Here is an 18,646-nt window from a genome sequence, read left to right on the forward strand (position 1 = left end):
CCAACATGAATGTGCTGATCGTGTATGCCCATCCCGAGCCGCGTTCGCTGAACGGCGCGCTGCGTGACTTCGCGGTCGAACATCTCGAAGCGGCCGGCCACGCGGTGCAGGTGACCGACCTGTATGCGATGAACTGGAAGGCGGTGCTGGATGAGAACGACGTGACCGATCGTGCGCCCGACGCACGGTTCGATCCGTCGCTCGATTCGAAGCGCGCGTTCGCGACGGGTACGCAGAGCGAAGACATCGCGCGCGAGCAGGACAAGCTGAAGTGGGCCGACGCGGTGATCCTGCAGTTTCCGCTGTGGTGGTTCTCGATGCCGGCGATCATGAAGGGCTGGTTCGAGCGCGTGTATGCATACGGCTTTGCGTACGGCGTCGGCGAGCACTCCGATACGCACTGGGGCGACCGCTACGGCGAAGGGATGCTGGCAGGCAAGCGGGCGATGGTGATCGTCACGACGGGCGGGTGGGAACCGCACTACAGCCCGCGCGGCATCAACGGACCGATCGACGACTTGCTGTTCCCGATCCAGCATGGGGTGCTGTATTACCCGGGGTTCGACGTGCTGCCGCCGTTCGTGATCTATCGGACGGGCAAGATGAACGCCGCGCGCTTCGACGAAACGCGCGCGGCGCTCGGCCGGCGTCTCGACGATCTGTGGACCACGCCGCCGATTCCGTTCCGCCGGCAGAACACGGGCGATTACGAGATTCCGGCGCTGACGTTGAAAGAGGAGGTCGCGCCGGGGAAGGTGGGGTTCGCCGCGCATTTGACCGCCTGACGGTTACTGCACCCCCCGATGCGGGGTGACACGGCTAACCGCCGCCAAACACAAATTGCACCATGCAAAAGACCCGGGCGGCCTGCGTGACATCGCCGGCCGCCCGGGTCGTGCGGATCGTACATCTCGTGGCCGTGGGTCACGGCCGCGATTCAGCGTGGCTTACCGATCGTCTTCCCGCACCGACGACGGATGCCGGCACAGCGCCCGCACCTCCATCTCCATATACGGAAACAGCGGCAGCTGACTCAGCACGTCATGCAGCTGCTGCACGCTTTCGACGTCGAAGATACTGACGTTCGCATACTGCCCGGCGATCCGCCACAGATGACGCCAGGTCCCTTCGTTCATCAGCCGCTGGCACATCGCCTTTTCTTCGGCCTTCAGCGTGGCCGCCTTGACCGGATCCATGTCCGCCGGCAGGCGAACGGTCATTTCCACATGAAACAGCATCCTGCACTCCTTGCATTGTCGATTCGTCGAACGGGAAGGCCGCTCACGCCTGCGCGCGGGCCCGCTCGACCTCGCTTCCCGGCACGTCCTGCTTTTCCTTGAGCAGCGAGAAGTCGAAGTCGATCAGCGCGAATTGCCCGTCGACGCCGTACGGCTTGCCTTCCGCGCCCTCCGCCTGCCTGACCGGCGGGATCAGCCCGTCGCGCGTCGCGAACGCGAAGTCGTCCCACAGATGCGGATCGCCATCGATGTTGATCTGCGTCGTCAGCTTACGATAACCGTCCGCGGAAACGAAGAAGTGAATATGCGCCGGACGATGGCCGTGGCGGCCGAGCTGGTCGAGCAGTTGCTCGGTCTTGCTGCCCGGCGGCACGCTGTAGCCGACCGGCAGCACGCTGCGGAAGCTGTAGCGGCCTTCGGCATCGGTGCGGATCGAGCGGCGCAGGTTGAACGCGGGCTGCGACGGGTCGAAGTACGAGTAATTGCCCAGATGGTTCGCGTGCCACACCTCGACCAGCGCGTTCGCGAGCGGCGCGCCGTCCTGGCCGAGCACCTGGCCGCGCATGATCAGCGTCTGGCCCGGATCGGTGCCGTCGTCGAGACGCGCGTGGCCGACCGATTCCGGCGCGCCGGCGACATACAGCGGACCTTCGATCGTGCGCGGCGTGCCGCCCTGGATGCCGGCCTTTGCCTCGGCTTCGTCCATCCGCACGTCGAGGAAGCGCTCGAGGCCGAGGCCCGCGGCGATCAGCCCGAATTCGCGGCCGGCTTCGTTCAGGTAGTTGAGGGCCGTCCAGAACTCGCTCGGCTGCACGTCGAAGTCCTCGATCGTGTAGCAGAGGTCCTTCACGATCCGGTTGACGATCGCGCGCACGCGCGGGTTGCCGGGCTTCTCGGCGGCGTCGTCGAAGGTCTTCAGCAGTGCGTCGATGGCTGGCTTGTTCATCTGTGTCTCCGGTTTCGGTTGTCGTGTGGGGATCAGCGGGCGTCGCGTCGCATCCGTTCGATGCGGGCCCAGTCGAAGGTGAGGCCGAGGCCGGGCGTCGCCGGCAGATGCAGCTTGAAATCCTGGTAGCGCAGCGGCTCGACGAGGATCTCCTCGGTGAGCAGCAGCGGGCCGAACAGTTCGGTGCCCCATTTCAGCGAGTCGAACGTGCTGAACAGTTGCGCGGACGCCATCGTGCCGGCCGCGCCTTCGAGCATCGTGCCGCCGTACAGTTCGATGCCGGCCGCCGCCGCGATCGACGCGACGCTCGCGGCGCCCTGCAGGCCGCCCGATTGCGCGATCTTCACCGCGAACACGTCGGCCGCGCGATCCTGCGCGAGCGTGAACGCATCGACGGGGCCGTGCAGCGCCTCGTCGGCCATGATCGGCACCTGCGCGAGCTGCGTGAGGCGTTTCAGCCCCGCGCGGTTGGTCGCGGCGATCGGCTGCTCGACGAGGCTCACGCCGGCGTCGGCGAGCCGCGCGCCGGCCCAGATCGCATCGGTTTCGCTCCAGGCCTGGTTCACGTCGACCCGCACGTCGCCGCGCTCGCCGAGCGCGCGCTTGATCGCGACCACGTGGGCCACGTCGTCGGCGACTGCGTTCGAGCCGATCTTCAGCTTGAACGCGCGATGGCGGCGGGCGTCGAGCATCGCTTCGGCTTCCGCGATGTCGCGCTGCGTGTCGCCGCTCGCGAGCGTCCACGCGACATCGACCGCATCGGTCCGGCGGCCGCCGAACAGCTCGGACAGCGGTACGCCGAGACGACGCGCCTGCGCGTCGAACAGCGCGGTCTCGATCGCGCATTTCGCGAAGCGGTTGCCCTGGAACAGCTTGCGCGCACGCGCCATCGCGGCGCCGGGGCGCGTCGCGTCCATGCCCTGCAGCAGCGGCGCGAAGTAGGTGTCGAGGTTGACCTTGATGCTTTCGGGGCTCTCCTCGCCATACGCGAGACCGCCGATGGTCGTCGCCTCGCCGACGCCTTCGATACCGTCCGTGCATCGAATTCGGACCAGTACGAGCGTCTGGCAATTCATCGTGGCGACCGACAATTTGTGGGGCCTGATCGTCGGCACGTCGACCAGCAACGTCTCGATGCGCTCGATGGTGGCGGCAGTTGCTATCATGCGATTCCTCCTGTTGGTGCACATGGTAGGAATTCCCGCCCCGCGTCGTCCAACACTCTTTCCGACTACTTCCATACCTTTGAGGCATGAAATGGAATTGCGTCAGCTCCGGTACTTCATCGCCGTCGCCGAGGAAATGAACATCACGCGGGCCGCGGAGCGGCTGCACATGACGCAGCCGCCGCTGAGCCGCCAGATCCAGGCGATCGAGGACGAGATCGGGTTGCCGCTGTTCGAGCGCGGCGCGCGGCCGCTGAAACTGACCGATGCCGGGCGCGTGTTCTATGCGCAGGCGAAACGTCTGGTCGACCAGGCCGACGAACTGGGGCCGCTGACGCGGCGGCTCGCGCAACTGTCGGAGCGGATCGTGATCGGCTTCGTGCCGTCGACACTGTACGGCGCGCTGCCGGACGTGATCCGCGCGTTTCGCGAGGCGCAGCCGGACGTCGAGTTGTCGCTGATCGAAATGTTCACGCTCGAACAGTTGGGCGCGCTGAAGGGCGGGCGGATCGACGTGGGGTTCGGCCGCTTGCGCTTCGACGACGACCAACTGGTGCGCGAGGCGCTGATCGAGGAGAAGCTGATCGCGGCGCTGCCGGTCGGGCATCGGCTCGCCGATCCGGCCCGGCCGCTGACGCTCGCGGATCTCGCGACCGAGACGATGATCGTCTACCCGAGCACGCCGCGGCCGAGCTTCGCCGATCAGCAGTTGTCGGCGCTGCGCGACGGTGCGGTCGTGCCGGCGGCCGTGCACGAGGTGCGCGAACTGCAGACGGCGCTCGGGCTCGTCGCCGCGCAGGTGGGCGTGTCGCTGGTGCCGGAGAGCGTGGAGGGCGTGCGCGTGAAGGGCGTCGTCTATCGGCGGCTGCCGGAGCCGGGCGCGACGTCGCCGATCATCATGAGCCGCCGGCTGCACGGCGAAAGCGCGGCCACGGCGGCGTTCTGCGCGATTGCGCGGGAGATGATCGTGCCGGCGGCGTGAGGGCTGCCGGACGACCGAAAAACGATCGCCGCGAGCCGATTATTGCCGCACATGGTTTTTTCTATCCCGTCGCCGGCGGATAAATCGGCCGTGTCGCTCTCCGTAAACAGGGTTGGAGGCGGGGTTTCCCGTTCCGCATCGCCCTGGGCATTCAAGGAGAGCAACGTGAGCCGATTTGGGAAAAGCATAAAGTTCAGGATCTTTTTCGCGCTTGCCGCGTGTGTCGCGCTCATGGTCGCCATCGGCGTGTTCGGCCTGTTCGGCATGTCGAGACTGAATTCGAACGTCCATGACGCTTATACGGGCAATACGCTGCCGATCAGCGAGTTGTCGGAAATTCGCGCCGCGACCTTCGAGACCCAGCTTCGGATGCGTGGGGCATTGTCCGAGCGCGATCCCGCGCGGGTCCGAAGCGGGATCGACGAGACGCGTGCCGAGCAACGCCGTCTCGACACGATATGGAACCGCTATTACAGCGAATCGATCACGAGCGACAAGGAGCGCCGCATCGCGGACCGGATTCGCGACGTGCTGCCGCGGTTCCGGGCCGGCGTGGACGAAGCGCTCGCGGCGGTGGGCGGCGGGGACCGCGACGCGGCCGCCGCGGCGATCGACCGGCTGGCGCCCGCCGCCGGCGCGCTCAAGCAGGCGCTCGACGACGACATCGCGCTGAACATCGAGCAGGCGAAGTCGTTCGTCGACGACAGCGCATCGACCTTCGTCATGATTTTATGGATTGCGATCGGCCTGATCGGCATCGGCGTGCTGGTCGCGGCGTGGGTGTCCGCGCACCTGATGCGGCATATCTCGACGCCGCTCGGCAAGGCCGTGAGCGTGGCCGACGAAATCGCCGGCGGGTCGCTGGACAATCGGATCGACATCGATTCGCACGATGAATTCGGCCGGCTGCTCGGTGCGCTGGCGACGATGGATCGGCAGCTCGGGGCGACGGTGCGCGGCATCAAGCGCAGCGCGGAAGCGGTGGCGGTCGCGTCGCGCCAGATCGCGAGCGGCAATGCCGATCTGTCGGCCCGCACGGAAGAGCAGGCCGCGTCGCTCGAGGAAACCGCGTCGAGCATGACGCAACTGACCGAGACCGTGAAGCAGAACGCCGACAACGCGCAGCAGGCCAATACGCTGGCGACGCGCGCGACCGGGATGGCCGATGCCGGCAACGATGCCGTGCAGAGCATGGTCGCGACGATCGGGCAGATCAGCAGCAGTTCCAGCCAGGTTTCCGACATCACGGGCGTGATCGAGGGCATCGCGTTCCAGACCAACATCCTCGCGCTCAACGCCGCGGTGGAGGCCGCCCGCGCCGGCGAGCAGGGGCGCGGCTTCGCGGTGGTCGCGAGCGAGGTGCGCAGCCTCGCGCAGCGCTCGGCGGCCGCCGCGAAGGAGATCAAGGAACTGATCGGCGCGTCGGTGTCGATGATCCGGGACAGCGCGCAGCAGGCCACGGGCGTCGGCGCGACGATGGGGCAGGTGAAGCTCGCGATCAAGCAGGTGTCCGATATCGTCGCCGAAATCGCGGCCGCGTCGCGGGAGCAGAGCCAGGGGATCGGGCAGGTCAATCTGGCGATCGAGCAGATGGACATGGTGACGCAGCAGAACGCGGCGCTCGTCGAGCAGGCGGCCGCGGCGGCGCATTCGCTCGAAGAGCAGGCCGGCCGTCTGCAGGAGGCGATGGCCACGTTCAAGCTCGCCCCGAACGCGGTCGATGCGCCGGCCGTGGCGTCGTCGGTGCCGGCGCCCGCGCGGACGAAACCGCCGGCGGTTGCGCCGCTGGTAGTGGGGCTGAGCGAGCCTGCTGTGGCCGAAGCCGTCGACTGGAAGGCGTTTTGATCGGGATCACGGTCCGCAGCCTGCTGCGACGGGGGTATAGGCCCATGAAAGGCTCGACGCGTTCTGCTCACGTGGTACTCACGCTCGATGCGCTCGTCGACGCATGCGTGCGTTTCGATCCGTTGGACCGCGATCAGCGGCTGATCGTCCGAACGCTGGTCGTGCCGATGCTCGCGCGGCGGCTGAGGTGGCTGGGGCTGTTGCTGCGCGCGAGCCCGCGCAGCGAGGCCACGCGCACGATGGTCGAACGGATCGAAGGGGCGCTGGCGTGCGCGGCGGCACGGCTCGACCCTGCACGCCGGCCGTCCGCGGACGCGGCGCGCAACGCCGTGCGGCGGCGCGAACCGTCGGCGTAGATCTCGAGGTCGCGTCGTGCGAGCGCAACCGACCGTCGATGAGCGGCTGTCCTCGCCAGCGGAAGGCGCGAATGGTAGGGATGGCGATCGGCAGGACGAAGCGCGAAATGCGGCGTGCGGCGTGGAGCGTGGCGTGCGCGGACGGTTTCAGCGCTTGGCGTCGAGCGTGTCCGACGGCGATTCGCCGAACCTCTCCCGATACGCGATCGCGAACCGCCCGAGATGGGTAAACCCGCAGTCGAGCGCGATATCGGCGATCCGCCGGTCGGATGCCGCGCCGCGCAGCAGTTCGCGCGCGTGCGCGAGCCGCGTCGCGCGCAGGTATTGCATCGGGCTCATGCCGCGGAATTGCAGGAACGCATCGCGCAGCGTCCGTTCGGGCACGTTGGCGGCCTGGACGATATCGGCGAGTTGCAGCGGCTGCGCGTAGTGCGCATCGACGAATTCCTGCGCGCGCCGCACGAAGCCCGGCGCCGGGTCGCGATGCGACGCCGGCAGCACGGACGGCGGGTGGCCCTCGATCAGCAGGTCGATCAGCAGATGCTCGAGCTGCGCCGCGACCCGCGGGTTCGCGTTCGCGCGTTCGAGCAGCTCGGGCGACCGCGCGACGAACATCAGTTGCTGGCGCCACGCGCCGAGCGCGGCGTCGCTGACGTGCAGCACGGGGTCGAGTGTCGCGCGCGGGTCGCCGGTCAGCGCGCCGACGGTCGCCGCGTCGATGCGCAGCACGAACTGTTCGCAATCGGCCGACAGCACCGCGTCGAAGCGCTCGCCGGGCGCGCACAGCACGCCGGTCTGGCCGTCGACGCCGAGTTGACGCCCCATCGCGCGCACTTCGGCATGGCCCGACAGGCAGAACATCAGCAGATAGTAGCCGTCGACGGCGTCGACCTGTACGCGCATCGCGTCGCCGAACGCGATCGTGCCGATCCCGAGGCCGCCCAGCTTGACGAAATCCATGTGCGATGCGCCCTGCACGCGGCCGTTCGGCAGCAGCGCGTGCGGCTGCATCACGCGCGAGATCCGCTCGCGCGTCTCGTCGAGATCGCGGGATTCGAACAGCCGGTGCGCGCGCAGCGCGAGCGGCTCGAACGATGTTGGGGACATGGGCCTCAGCCTCGGTATGGACGACGCGCGCTTCGATCCGACGAATGGGGCGCGATCGGGCGCCGGGTCGCGTGTGCCGTCATGCTAGCGCAGAAATCCGCCGAAAGTGGATAGTGCGCCGCCGCAATCGCACTTTCCGGATAGACGCCGAATATTAGCTTTTCAAAAATCGGCTCCATGCATTCAACGCAACGGATCGACCAGGAGTCCGACATGGAGCAGACAGAATCGCCCGTCGTTTTCGCCGCCCGCGGCGACGCATCCGACGTAACCTTCCCGCACGACGACGGCTCGCGCGTGCCGTACAAGGTGTTCAGCTCGCGGGCGGTCTACGATCGCGAGCAGGAACGCATTTTCCGCGGGCCGACGTGGAATTTCGTCGCACTCGAAGCCGAGATCCCGAACGCCGGCGACTTCAAGAGCACGTTCGTCGGCGACACGCCGGTGGTCGTCACGCGCACCGAGGACGGCGCACTGTCCGCGTGGGTGAACCGCTGCGCGCACCGCGGCGCGCAGGTCTGCCGCAAGTCGCGCGGCAACGCGAGTTCGCACACGTGCGTCTATCACCAGTGGAGCTTCGACAACCAGGGCAACCTGCTCGGCGTGCCGTTCCGGCGCGGCCAGAAGGGCATGACCGGGATGCCGGCCGATTTCGACCCGAAGCAGCACGGGCTGCGCAAGCTGCGCGTCGACAGCTATCGCGGGCTCGTGTTCGCGACCTTCAGCGACGAGGTCGTACCGCTGCCCGAGTATCTCGGCGAGCAGATGCGGCCGTGGATCGACCGGATCTTCCACAAGCCGATCGAGTATCTCGGCTGCACGCGCCAGTATTCGAAGTCGAACTGGAAGCTGTACATGGAGAACGTGAAGGACCCGTATCACGCGAGCATGCTGCACCTGTTCCATACGACCTTCAACATCTTCCGCGTCGGGATGAAGGCGCGCTCGATTCCGGACGCGAACCACGGGCTGCACAGCATCATCACGGTGACGAAGACGAACGACGACACGTCGGCCGCGTACAAGCAGCAGAACATCCGTTCGTTCGACGAAGGCTTCCATCTGGAAGACGAATCGATCCTCGATCTCGTGTCGGAATACGACGAGGACTGCACGAACCATATCCAGCCGATCTTCCCGCAGCTCGTGATCCAGCAGATCCACAACACGCTGGTCGCGCGGCAGATCTTGCCGAAGGGGCCGGACAACTTCGAGCTGATCTTCCACTTCTTCGGTTACGCGGACGACACGCCCGAGCTGCGCGCGCTGCGCATCAAGCAGGCGAACCTCGTCGGGCCGGCCGGCTATATCTCGATGGAAGACACGGAAGCGACCGAGCTCGTGCAGCGCGGCACGGTGCGCGATGCCGACGCGACGTCGGTGATCGAGATGTCGCGCGGCAATCCGGACCAGCAGGACACGGTGATCACCGAGAGCCTGATCCGCAAGTTCTGGGTCGGCTACCAGAAGCTGATGGGCTATTGAGGCGGGAGCAAAAAATGACGGAAGACATGAAGACGTGGTTCGAGATTTACATGCTCCAGAACCGCTACATCGGGCACCTCGACAACGACCGGCTCGAACACTGGCCGGACATGTTCACCGAGGACTGCACGTACGAAATCGTGCCGAAGGAGAACGCCGATCTCGGGCTGCCGGTCGGGATCGTCCACTGCACGAACCAGCGGATGCTGCGCGACCGCGTGGTGTCGCTGCGGCACGCGAACATCTTTGAGGAGCACACGTACCGGCACATGACGTCGGGCCTGACGATCGTCGCCGAACGCGACGGCGAGTTCGATACCGAGAGCAACTACGTGGTCGTGCAGACGCGCAGCAACGGCGAATCGAACGTGTATCAGGCCGGCAAGTACTACGACACGGTGGTCCGCACGCCCGACGGGTTGCGCTACAAGACCAAGCGCGTGATCTACGACACGTCGCGCGTGCAGACGCTGCTCGCGACGCCGATCTGACCGATCTGACGAAGCAAGGAAACGACATGACCGAAGCAACGCTGGCCGAGTGGCATCCGCTCGGCACTTTCGACGAATTCTCCGAGGACGAACCGGCGGCGCGCGTCGCCGGCCAGAAGCCGATCGCCGTGTTCCGGATCGGCGACGAACTGTTCGCGATGCACGACCTCTGCACGCACGGCCATGCGCGGCTGTCCGAAGGCTATGTGGAGGACGGCTGCGTCGAATGCCCGCTGCACCAGGGGCTGATCGACATTCGCACGGGTGCGCCGAAATGCGCGCCGATCACCGAGCCGGTGCGGACCTATCCGATCCGGATCGTCGACGGGCAGGTGGAAGTCAATGTCGGCTGATCCGTTCGTGATCGTCGGCGCCGGCCACGCGGCGCGGCGGACGGCCGAAGCGCTGCGCGAACGCGATGCGGCGGCGCGCATCGTGATGATCGGCGCGGAGCGCGAGTTGCCGTACGACCGGCCCGCGCTGTCGAAGGATGCGCTGCTGACGGACGGCGGCGAGCAGCGCGCGTTCGTGCGCGACGCGGCGTGGTACGACGCGCAGCGCATCGAACTGCGGCTCGGCACGCGCGTCGATGCGATCGAGCGGGACGCACAGCGTGTGCGGCTCGACGACGGTGCGACGCTGCCGTACGCGAAGCTCGTGCTTGCGACGGGCTCGCGCGTGCGCACGTTCGGCGGGGCGATCGACGAAGGTGTCGACGTGCACTACGTCCGCACGGTCGACGATGCGCGTGCGTTGCGTGCGCAACTTGTGCCCGGGCGCCGCGTGGCGGTGCTCGGCGGCGGCTTCATCGGCCTCGAGGTCGCGGCGTCGGCGCGTCAGCTCGGCTGCGACGTGACGGTGATCGACCCGGCTGCGCGCTTGCTGCAGCGTGCGTTGCCGGAAGCCGTCGGCGCGTATGCGCGGCAATTGCACGATGCGCGCGGCGTGCGTTTCCAGATGGCGACGCTGCCGCACGCGATCCGTCGTGCACCAGGCGGCGCCGTCGTCGAGACCGATCAGGGCGACGTGCCGGCCGACATCGTCGTGGTCGGCATCGGCGTGGTGCCCAACGTCGAACTGGCGCAGGCGGCCGGGCTCGACGTCGACAACGGGATACGCGTCGATGCGGGCTGCCGCACGGCCGATGCCGCGATCTTCGCGGCGGGCGAGGTGACGATGCACTTCAATCCGCTGCTCGGGCGGCATGTGCGGATCGAATCGTGGCAGGTGGCAGAAAACCAGCCGGCCGTCGCGGCCGCGAACCTGCTCGGCGCCGACGAGCGCTATGCCGAGCTGCCGTGGCTGTGGTCCGATCAGTACGACTGCAACCTGCAGATGCTCGGGCTGTTCGGCAGCGAACGCACGATCGTCGTGCGCGGCGATCCGGCGAGCGGGCCGTTCACGGTGTTCGGGCTCGGCGATGACGGCAGGATCGTCGCGGTGGCCGCGGCGAACCTCGGGCGCGACATCGGCGCGTCGCGGCGGTTGATCGCGGCGGGCGCGGTGCCCGATCCGGTGAAGCTGGCCGATCCGGCGGTGAATCTGAAGACGTTCATGTAACGGCGGGACGCGCGGCGCGTGTGCGCCGGGCGCGCCGACGTCGGCTGCGGGTTTGTCGGTTGCGGCGAAATCGGGGATATTAGCGACATCGCCGATCCGCCCGTCCTCCATGACGCCCGACAAAGCCCTCGAACTGAAACGCAGCAAGCGCCGCGCGCTGTGGCTGCTGCTGGCCGCCGTCGCGGTGTTCGTCACCACCATCCTGCTGCCGCGCGGCCCGTGGGTCGACGGCGTCAAGGCGGTGGCCGAAGCCGCGATGGTCGGCGCGCTCGCCGACTGGTTCGCGGTCGTCGCGCTGTTCCGCCGCGTGCCGATCCCGTTCGTGTCGCGCCACACCGAGATCATTCCGAAGAACAAGGACAAGATCGCCGACAACCTCGCGGTGTTCGTGCGCGAGAAATTCCTCGGCCCCGACGCGCTCGCCGCGCAGATCCGCCAGCACGATCCCGCGCAGAAGCTCAGCGCGTGGCTCGGCGAGCCGGCGAATACCGACGCGCTCGGCGGCTACGTGACGAAGCTGATGAGCTTCGCGCTCGACATGACCGACGACGCGCGGATCCAGTCGTTCGTCCACGATGCGTTCCGCGCGGTGATCGACCGGATCGACCTGTCGCAATCGGCCGGCGCGATCCTCGACACGCTGACGAAGGACGGCCGCCATCAGGCGCTGCTCGACGACGCGATCGAACAGGTGGTCGACGTGCTCGACAAGGAGGAGAACCGCGAGGTGATCGCGGGCTTCATCGTCGAATGGCTGAAGACGCAATATCCGAAGGTCGAGAAGATCATGCCGACGCAGTGGTTCGGCGAGAACGGCGCGCGGATGCTCGCGAGTGCGGTGAGCCGCGTGCTCGAAGGTGTCGCGGCCGACCCCGAGCACGAGCTGCGGCAACGCTTCGACCGGACCGTCGTGCGGCTGACCGAGCGGCTGAAGCACGACCCCGCGTTCATCGCGAAGGGCGAGGAGATCAAGCGCTATATTCGCGACGGCGATGCGTTCAACGAGTATGTGCGCGACTTGTGGGACCAGTTGCGTGCGTGGCTGAAGGCCGATCTCGCGCGCCCCGATTCGGCGCTGCACCGGCAGGCCGCGACGCTCGGCGGCTGGCTCGGCGCGCGGCTTGCCGAGAGCCCGGCGCTGCGCGCGTCGCTGAACGAGCACGTCGAGAAGGCCGTGCACGAAATGGCGCCCGATTTCGCCGATTTCCTGATGCGTCACATTCGCGACACGGTGCGCAACTGGGATGCGCGCGAGATGTCTCGACAGATCGAACTGAACATCGGCAAGGACCTGCAATACATCCGCATCAACGGCACGCTGGTCGGCGGGTTGATCGGGCTTGGTTTGTATCTGGTGTCGCTGGCGCCGCGCTGGGCGGCCGGGTGGCTGCACTGAGGCGGGCACGGGCGTTGCGCCCGCGGCGCGATGCCGTGCGCCGCCGGGTCACGCGCCAGCCTTGGCGCCGTGCAATTGCAGGCCGAGCGCCTTGATGACTTTCAGGATCGTGCCGAAGCTCGGATTGCCGTCGTGCGACAGCGCCTTGTACAGCCCTTCGCGCGACAGGCCCGCGTCGCGTGCGACCTGCGACATGCCGCGTGCGCGGGCGATCACGCCGAGCGCATGCGCGATGAAGGCCGGATCGTCGCCGGCCTCCTGCAGGCATGCGTCGAAGTAGTCGGCCATGTCGTCTTCGGTTTTCAGGTGTTCGGCCGAATCCCACGGCCGCGTGTTGATCTTGTCCATCGATCACTCCATGTCGAGGTGCGCGAGCATTGCGTGCGCGGCGCGTATGTCGGCCTGTTGCGTCGATTTATCGACGCCGCAGAGCAGGATGACCCAGATCGTTCCGCGCCGGACGTAGTAGACGCGATAACCGGGCCCATGATCGATGCGCATTTCGACGATGGGCGCGCCGGCGGATTTCCAGTCGCCCGGATTGCCCATCGACAGGCGGTCGATGCGCGCCTGGATGCGGCGTTTGGCGATGCGATCGGGCAGGCCGGCAAACCAGGCGTCGAAGACGTCGGTGGTCCGGATGCTGAATGCAGGGGCACTGTAGGGCATGAATGGCAATGTGTCAACCATGGTTCACATGTCTGTTGAATGGAACATCGTTGCCATTACAGCCCGGCCGGGCGCGTCCTGGACGTTTACTGGCCATCAGGCCGACCTTTGTCCCGCTGCGGGAGCCGGCCATCCGGTCGAATTCGGAATTCCGCGAATCCGTCTACAATCAAAAACGTCTTTGCCGTCCGTGTGCGCTTGCCGCGCGCGGGCGGGTCCGTTCGTCCTCCGGCATCCGGAGGCGCCGCCGCGCATCACGCATCCAGCATGGCGTCTTGCGCGGCGAGCAGTGCCGTGGTCTGTGTCCAGTAGGTAAGGCGTCCGCGTGCCGTAGGCCGGCGCGCGTCCTGAACGCCGCGTGTCCGTAGGCCGGGCAGGCGGCATAACCGAGAGTCCCCATGAAAGCATCGGATCTGTTCGTGAAGGCGCTGGAAGCCGAAGGCGTCGAGTACGTGTTCGGTATTCCAGGTGAAGAAAACCTCGATCTGCTCGAATCGCTGCGGCGATCGACGATCAAGCTCGTGCTGACCCGGCACGAGCAGGCGGCCGGGTTCATGGCCGCCACCTACGGCCGCCTCACGGGCCGCACCGGCGTGTGTCTCGCGACGCTCGGGCCGGGCGCGACGAACTTCGTGACGGCTGCCGCGTATGCGCAGCTCGGCGGGATGCCGATGCTGATGATCACCGGGCAGAAGCCGATCAAGTCCAGCAAGCAGGGCCACTTCCAGATCGTCGACGTGGTCGACATGATGCAGCCGCTCACGAAGTTCACGCGGCAGATCGTGTCGATCGGCAACATCCCGTCGGCCGTGCGCGAAGCGTTCCGCCGCGCGGAGGAGGAGCGCCCGGGCGCCGCGCACCTCGAGCTGCCCGAAGACATCGCGCACGAGGAGGGCGACGGCAAGCCGATCCCGCGCAGCTACAGCCGGCGGCCGGTGGCGGAGGAGAAGGCGGTCGCGCACGCGGTCGACGCGATCCAGGCCGCGCGCCATCCGCTCCTGATGATCGGCGCGGGCGGCAACCGCAAGACCACCTGCAAGATGCTGCTCGAATTCGTCGACAAGACGGGCATCCCGTTCTTCACGACGCAGATGGGCAAGGGCGTGATCGACGAGACGCACCCGCTGTGGCTCGGCAACGCGACGCTGTCCGACGGCGACTTCGTGCATCGCGCGATCGAGCATGCGGATTGCATCATCAACGTCGGCCACGACGTGATCGAGAAGCCGCCGTTCTTCATGCGCACCGACGACAAGACCGTGATCCACGTGAACTTCCTCGGCGCGCAGGTCGACCCCGTCTATTTCCCGCAGATCGAGGTGGTCGGCGACATCGCGAACGCGGTGTGGCAGATGAAGGAAGCGGTGACGCCGCAATCGCACTGGGATTTCGAGCGCTTCACGATGATCAAGGCGCATTTCGACGCGCATCTGGAAAAGGGCCAGCACGATCCGCGCTTCCCGATGTACCCGGTGCGGATCGTCAACGACCTGTACAACGCGCTGCCGCTCGACGGCATCGTCTGCCTCGACAACGGGATGTACAAGATCTGGTTCGCGCGTTACTGGCGGGCGCACGAGCCGAATTCGCTGTTGCTCGACAACGCGCTCGCGTCGATGGGGGCGGGCCTGCCGTCGGCGATCGCGACGAAGATCGTGCATCCGCAGCGCAAGGTGATCGCCGTGTGCGGCGACGGCGGCTTCATGATGAATTCGCAGGAGCTCGAAACGGCCGTGCGGCTGAAGCTCGACATCGTCGTGATGATCCTGCGCGACGACGCGTTCGGGATGATCCGCTGGAAGCAGGAGAACATGAATTTCCCCGATTTCGCGATGACGCTGCAGAACCCCGATTTCGTGTCGTACGCGCAAAGCTACGGCGCGCACGGGCACCGCGTCGAGTCGGCCGACGATCTCGAGCCGCTGCTGCGCGAATGCTTCTCGTCGCCGGGCGTGCACGTGATCGACGTGCCGATCGACTACTCGGACAACGAGCGCGTGCTGAACCGCGAGATCAAGCGCCTGTCGGCGCAACTCTGAATTCCCCGTTCACAGGAAGGAGTCGTTCCATGTTGAAGGAAACCTATCCGTACTACCTCGCCAACGAAGCCGTCTACGCGAACACCGATCTGGAGGTGACCGACAAGTTCAGCGGCAAGGTCGCCACGCGCGTCGCGCTGGCCGACGCGAAGGCGATCGATGCGGCGATCGCCGCGGCGGTCGACGCCGCGAAGCCGATGCGCGAGATGCCCGCCTACAAGCGGCAGGCCGTGCTCGATCATTGCGTCGCGCGGTTTCGCGAACGTTTCGACGAACTGGCCGAGGCGCTGTGCATCGAGGCCGGCAAGCCGATCAACGATTCGAAGGGCGAAGTGACGCGGCTGATCGACACGTTCCGCGTCGCGTCCGAGGAATCGGTGCGCATCGACGGCGAGATCGTCAACCTCGAGATCTCCGCGCGGGCGCAGGGCTATACGGGCTACACGAAGCGCGTGCCGGTCGGCCCGTGCTCGTTCATCTCGCCGTTCAACTTCCCGTTGAACCTCGCCGCGCACAAGGTCGCGCCCGCGCTCGCGGCCGGCTGTCCGTTCGTGCTGAAGCCGGCGAGCCGCACGCCGATCGGCGCGCTGATCATCGGCGAGGTGCTCGCGGAAACCGACCTGCCGAAGGGCGCGTTCTCGGTGCTGCCCGCGCATCGCGACGGCGCCGACCTGTTCACGACCGACGAACGCTTCAAGCTGCTGTCGTTCACCGGTTCGCCGGCGGTAGGCTGGGCGCTGAAGGAGAAGGCCGGCAAGAAGAAAGTCGTGCTGGAGCTCGGCGGCAACGCGGCGGCGATCGTCGATGCGGACCAGCGCGACCGGCTCGACTACGTGGTCGAGCGGCTCGCGTTCGGCGCGTACTACCAGTCGGGCCAGAGCTGCATCGGCGTGCAGCGGATTCTCGTGCATGCCGACCTCTACGACGCGCTGCGCGAGAAGCTGATCGCGAAGACGCGTTCGCTGAAGATGGGCGATCCGAAGGATCCGTCGACCTTCGTCGGCCCGATGATCTCCGAATCCGAGTCGCGCCGGCTGTCGGGCTGGATGGACGCGGCCGTCGCGGCGGGCGCGAAGATCGTCGCGGGCGGCAAGGTCGACGGCGCGATGTTCGAGGCGACGCTGCTGGAAAACGTCGGGCGCGAGCAGGACCTGTACCGGAAGGAGGCGTTCGGCCCGGTTGCGATCCTCGAGAAGTTCGACCGCTTCGACGACGCGCTCGCGCGCGTGAACGACAGCGACTTCGGGCTGCAGGCCGGCGTGTTCACCGATTCGCTCACGCATGCGCACCGCGCGTGGGACGAACTGGAGGTCGGCGGCGTCGTGATCAACGACGTGCCGTCGTTCCGCGTCGACAACATGCCGTATGGCGGCGTGAAGGATTCGGGCCTCGGCCGCGAAGGCATCCGCTACGCGATCGAGGACATGACCGAGCCGCGGCTGATGGTGGTGCGGCGTCGGTAACGCGCGGCAGGCGGCGGGGTGCCGCGACGGCACGCGGGCGGGCGATCGGGCCGGCCCGCGTGCCGTTTTTCATGGTGCGTCGCGCAGCGGCACGGCACCGCGCGTGTTGTGCGCGGCCGGTCGCCCGATACAGGCTCGACTACGGGCCTCGCCTCGTGATGTAATCGCGCGAAACCGCCGACCGGGGTACGACGCCGGAAAGCGCGCATTCATTCTTCACGAGGTCGATTCATGTCCCCCGTCTCGGCATTCAAGCTGGTTCTGTTGTCCTTCCTCGCGATCGTCGCGCTCGAATGCATCGCCAAGCGGCTGCGGCTGCCGCCCGCGGCCGCGCTGCTGATCGGCGGCATCGGCATCGCGTTCATCCCCGGCCTGCCGCCGATCAACCTCGATCCCGAGCTGGTGCTGCTGGTGTTCCTGCCGCCGCTGTTGATGGACGGTGCGTACTTCTCCGTGTGGGAAGAATTCAAGCGCAACGTCGGCGGCATCCTGATGCTGGCGATCGGCGCGGTCGTGTTCACGACGTTCGCGGTCGGCTTCGCCGTGCACTGGGTGGTGCCGGCGCTGCCGTGGGCCGCATGCTTCGCGCTCGGCGCGATCGTGTCGCCGCCCGATGCGGTCGCCGCGAAGGCCGTGCTCGAACGCGTCGCGCTGCCGCGCCGGCTGATGGTATTGCTCGAAGGCGAGAGCCTGCTGAACGACGCGGCCGGCCTCGTGCTGTTCCGCTTCGCGGTCGCGGCCGCGCTCACCGGCGCGTTCAGCCTCGAGCATGCGGTCGTGCGCTTCGCGGAGCTCGGGCTCGGCGGCGTGGTGGTCGGCTTCGTGGTCGGCAAGCTCGTCGTGTGGTTCCTGAAGCTGCTCGACGACGACTACCTCGTGATTACCGTCGCGGTGATCGCCGGCTGGATCGCGTACATCGCGGGCGAAATGGTCGAGGTGTCGGGCGTGATCGCGACGGTGACGGCCGGCATGATCGTCGGCTGGCATCAGCACGAGGTGTTCTCGGCGGCCGTGCGCACGCGCGGCACCGCGTTCTGGCAGGTCATCGTGTTCCTGTTCGAGGCGATGGTGTTCGTGCTGATCGGGCTGTCGCTGCGCGGCGCGATCCACCGGCTCGGCGGCTTCGAGCAGGTGCTCGGCACGATGGTGCCGCCGGTGCTCGCGGTGCTGGCGGCGGTGATCCTGTCGCGCTTCGTGTGGATCTACGCGGTCGAGGCGCTGAAGTGGCCGGTGCGCGGCCTCGCGCGGCGCGGCGAGGCGCCCGACTGGAAGGCCGCGACGATCATGAGCTGGGCCGGCATGCGCGGCGTGGTGACGCTGGCGATCGCGCTGTCGCTGCCCGAGGCGCTGCCCGGCCGCGACGTGATCCTGGTCGCGTCGTTCGCGGTGATCCTCGTCACCGTGCTGCTGCAGGGCACGACGATCGGGCCGCTGATCCGGCTGCTGCGCCTGCCGCAGCGCGACGAGCGCGCGGCGCACCATCTGACCGAGCCGCAGACGTGGGCGTACGTCGAGGCCGCGCAGCTCGCGGCGATCCAGCCGCTCGTGCGGAACGAGAGCGGCGTCGTGATCCATCCGCGCCTGCTCGAGCAATACACGTATCGTGCCGAGCTGACCGAACGGGCCAAGAACGAGCCCGCGTATCCGGCGGAAGTGCGCACGGCGCACTACGACGTGGTGCTGGCCGCGATCCGGGCCGGGCGCGCCGAACTGTTGCGCCTGCACCGGTCCGGGCGCATCCACGACGAGATGCTGCACACGCTCGAACGCGACCTCGACCTGCAGGAAGTGTCCGCGCAGCACGCACGCGGGTAAGCGGGCGCGCGGCGCGCGCATCGCACGGGCCGGCGGCCTGCCGGCCCTGAAACGCACGCGGGTCGAGCGTCCGTCGCGCGATTTTTCT

The 18,646-nt window shown here is 67.3% G+C and carries 18 protein-coding genes; 12 read left to right on the plus strand and 6 right to left on the minus strand.

What is annotated here, in order from left to right; all coding sequences use genetic code 11:
- Positions 1-5 precede the first annotated feature (5 nt).
- Positions 6-785 (plus strand): NAD(P)H-dependent oxidoreductase, encoded by a 780-nt coding sequence (locus HWX03_RS01475; protein WP_175870000.1) that lies wholly within the window; start codon positions 6-8, stop codon positions 783-785.
- A 162-nt stretch (positions 786-947) separates the two neighbouring features.
- Here the strand turns inward: HWX03_RS01475 and catC are convergent, their stop codons facing one another.
- Genes catC through HWX03_RS01490 form a run of 3 tightly spaced genes read right to left on the minus strand, consistent with a single transcriptional unit; the run spans position 948 to position 3,350 of the window.
- Positions 948-1,238 carry a muconolactone Delta-isomerase gene (catC, locus tag HWX03_RS01480; RefSeq protein ID WP_050017398.1) on the minus strand — a complete coding sequence of 97 codons (291 nt, stop codon included), beginning with the start codon at positions 1,236-1,238 and terminating at the stop codon, positions 948-950.
- Positions 1,239-1,281: 43 nt separating this feature from the next.
- Complete coding sequence (catA, locus tag HWX03_RS01485) at positions 1,282-2,184, minus strand: catechol 1,2-dioxygenase (RefSeq protein ID WP_175819076.1); 903 nt, start codon at positions 2,182-2,184, stop codon at positions 1,282-1,284.
- Positions 2,185-2,216: 32 nt separating this feature from the next.
- The gene (locus HWX03_RS01490; RefSeq protein WP_175870001.1) at positions 2,217-3,350 is read right to left on the minus strand and encodes a muconate/chloromuconate family cycloisomerase; all 1,134 of its coding nucleotides are present in this window, start codon (positions 3,348-3,350) and stop codon (positions 2,217-2,219) included.
- 91 nt (positions 3,351-3,441) lie between these two features.
- On the opposite strand from HWX03_RS01490, the gene HWX03_RS01495 reads away from it, so the two are divergent.
- From HWX03_RS01495 to HWX03_RS01505, 3 genes are all read left to right on the plus strand, one after another.
- Positions 3,442-4,332 carry a LysR family transcriptional regulator gene (locus HWX03_RS01495; RefSeq protein WP_174428948.1) on the plus strand — a complete coding sequence of 297 codons (891 nt, stop codon included), beginning with the start codon at positions 3,442-3,444 and terminating at the stop codon, positions 4,330-4,332.
- A 165-nt stretch (positions 4,333-4,497) separates the two neighbouring features.
- Positions 4,498-6,177 (plus strand): methyl-accepting chemotaxis protein, encoded by a 1,680-nt coding sequence (locus tag HWX03_RS01500; RefSeq protein WP_175870002.1) that lies wholly within the window; start codon positions 4,498-4,500, stop codon positions 6,175-6,177.
- Positions 6,178-6,221: 44 nt separating this feature from the next.
- Positions 6,222-6,533 carry a hypothetical protein gene (locus tag HWX03_RS01505; RefSeq protein ID WP_175870003.1) on the plus strand — a complete coding sequence of 104 codons (312 nt, stop codon included), beginning with the start codon at positions 6,222-6,224 and terminating at the stop codon, positions 6,531-6,533.
- Between the two features lie 147 nt (positions 6,534-6,680).
- Here HWX03_RS01505 and andR read toward each other — a convergent pair whose 3' ends face one another.
- Positions 6,681-7,640 carry an anthranilate 1,2-dioxygenase regulatory protein AndR gene (gene andR, locus HWX03_RS01510; protein WP_175870004.1) on the minus strand — a complete coding sequence of 320 codons (960 nt, stop codon included), beginning with the start codon at positions 7,638-7,640 and terminating at the stop codon, positions 6,681-6,683.
- A 213-nt stretch (positions 7,641-7,853) separates the two neighbouring features.
- Between andR and andAc the strand changes: the two genes are divergently transcribed.
- From andAc to HWX03_RS01535, 5 genes are all read left to right on the plus strand, one after another.
- A complete protein-coding gene (gene andAc, locus HWX03_RS01515; RefSeq protein ID WP_175870005.1) occupies positions 7,854-9,125 on the plus strand; it encodes an anthranilate 1,2-dioxygenase large subunit AndAc in 1,272 nt (423 codons plus the stop codon).
- A 14-nt stretch (positions 9,126-9,139) separates the two neighbouring features.
- The gene (gene andAd / locus HWX03_RS01520; protein ID WP_174428951.1) at positions 9,140-9,616 is read left to right on the plus strand and encodes an anthranilate 1,2-dioxygenase small subunit AndAd; all 477 of its coding nucleotides are present in this window, start codon (positions 9,140-9,142) and stop codon (positions 9,614-9,616) included.
- Between the two features lie 26 nt (positions 9,617-9,642).
- Positions 9,643-9,969: an anthranilate 1,2-dioxygenase ferredoxin subunit AndAb gene (gene andAb, locus HWX03_RS01525; RefSeq protein ID WP_129516794.1), complete on the plus strand. Its 327-nt coding sequence runs from the start codon at positions 9,643-9,645 to the stop codon at positions 9,967-9,969.
- Positions 9,959-11,176 carry an anthranilate 1,2-dioxygenase system ferredoxin--NAD(+) reductase gene (andAa, locus tag HWX03_RS01530; RefSeq protein WP_175870006.1) on the plus strand — a complete coding sequence of 406 codons (1,218 nt, stop codon included), beginning with the start codon at positions 9,959-9,961 and terminating at the stop codon, positions 11,174-11,176. The genes andAb and andAa overlap by 11 nt, the downstream gene beginning before the upstream one ends.
- A gap of 109 nt (positions 11,177-11,285) precedes the next feature.
- Complete coding sequence (locus HWX03_RS01535; RefSeq protein WP_175870007.1) at positions 11,286-12,572, plus strand: DUF445 domain-containing protein; 1,287 nt, start codon at positions 11,286-11,288, stop codon at positions 12,570-12,572.
- Positions 12,573-12,620: 48 nt separating this feature from the next.
- Here HWX03_RS01535 and HWX03_RS01540 read toward each other — a convergent pair whose 3' ends face one another.
- Both HWX03_RS01540 and HWX03_RS01545 read right to left on the minus strand, forming a co-directional pair.
- Positions 12,621-12,920, minus strand: a complete 300-nt coding sequence (locus HWX03_RS01540) for an addiction module antidote protein (RefSeq protein WP_174386022.1) — start codon at positions 12,918-12,920, stop codon at positions 12,621-12,623.
- Positions 12,921-12,923: 3 nt separating this feature from the next.
- On the minus strand, positions 12,924-13,241 hold the full coding sequence (locus tag HWX03_RS01545; RefSeq protein ID WP_347879522.1) for a type II toxin-antitoxin system RelE/ParE family toxin: 318 nt from the start codon (positions 13,239-13,241) through the stop codon (positions 12,924-12,926).
- A gap of 398 nt (positions 13,242-13,639) precedes the next feature.
- Between HWX03_RS01545 and HWX03_RS01550 the strand changes: the two genes are divergently transcribed.
- The 3 genes from HWX03_RS01550 (at position 13,640) to HWX03_RS01560 (ending at position 18,558) form a co-directional block, all read left to right on the plus strand.
- Complete coding sequence (locus tag HWX03_RS01550; protein WP_175870009.1) at positions 13,640-15,280, plus strand: acetolactate synthase large subunit; 1,641 nt, start codon at positions 13,640-13,642, stop codon at positions 15,278-15,280.
- A 29-nt stretch (positions 15,281-15,309) separates the two neighbouring features.
- Positions 15,310-16,743 (plus strand): aldehyde dehydrogenase family protein, encoded by a 1,434-nt coding sequence (locus HWX03_RS01555; RefSeq protein WP_175870010.1) that lies wholly within the window; start codon positions 15,310-15,312, stop codon positions 16,741-16,743.
- A 231-nt stretch (positions 16,744-16,974) separates the two neighbouring features.
- Entirely contained in the window at positions 16,975-18,558 is a 1,584-nt protein-coding gene (locus HWX03_RS01560) for a Na+/H+ antiporter (RefSeq protein ID WP_175870011.1), read from the plus strand.
- Positions 18,559-18,646: the final 88 nt, after the last annotated feature.

The sequence above is a fragment of the Burkholderia sp. BCC0397 genome (assembly GCF_902832865.1).
Lineage (GTDB): Bacteria > Pseudomonadota > Gammaproteobacteria > Burkholderiales > Burkholderiaceae > Burkholderia.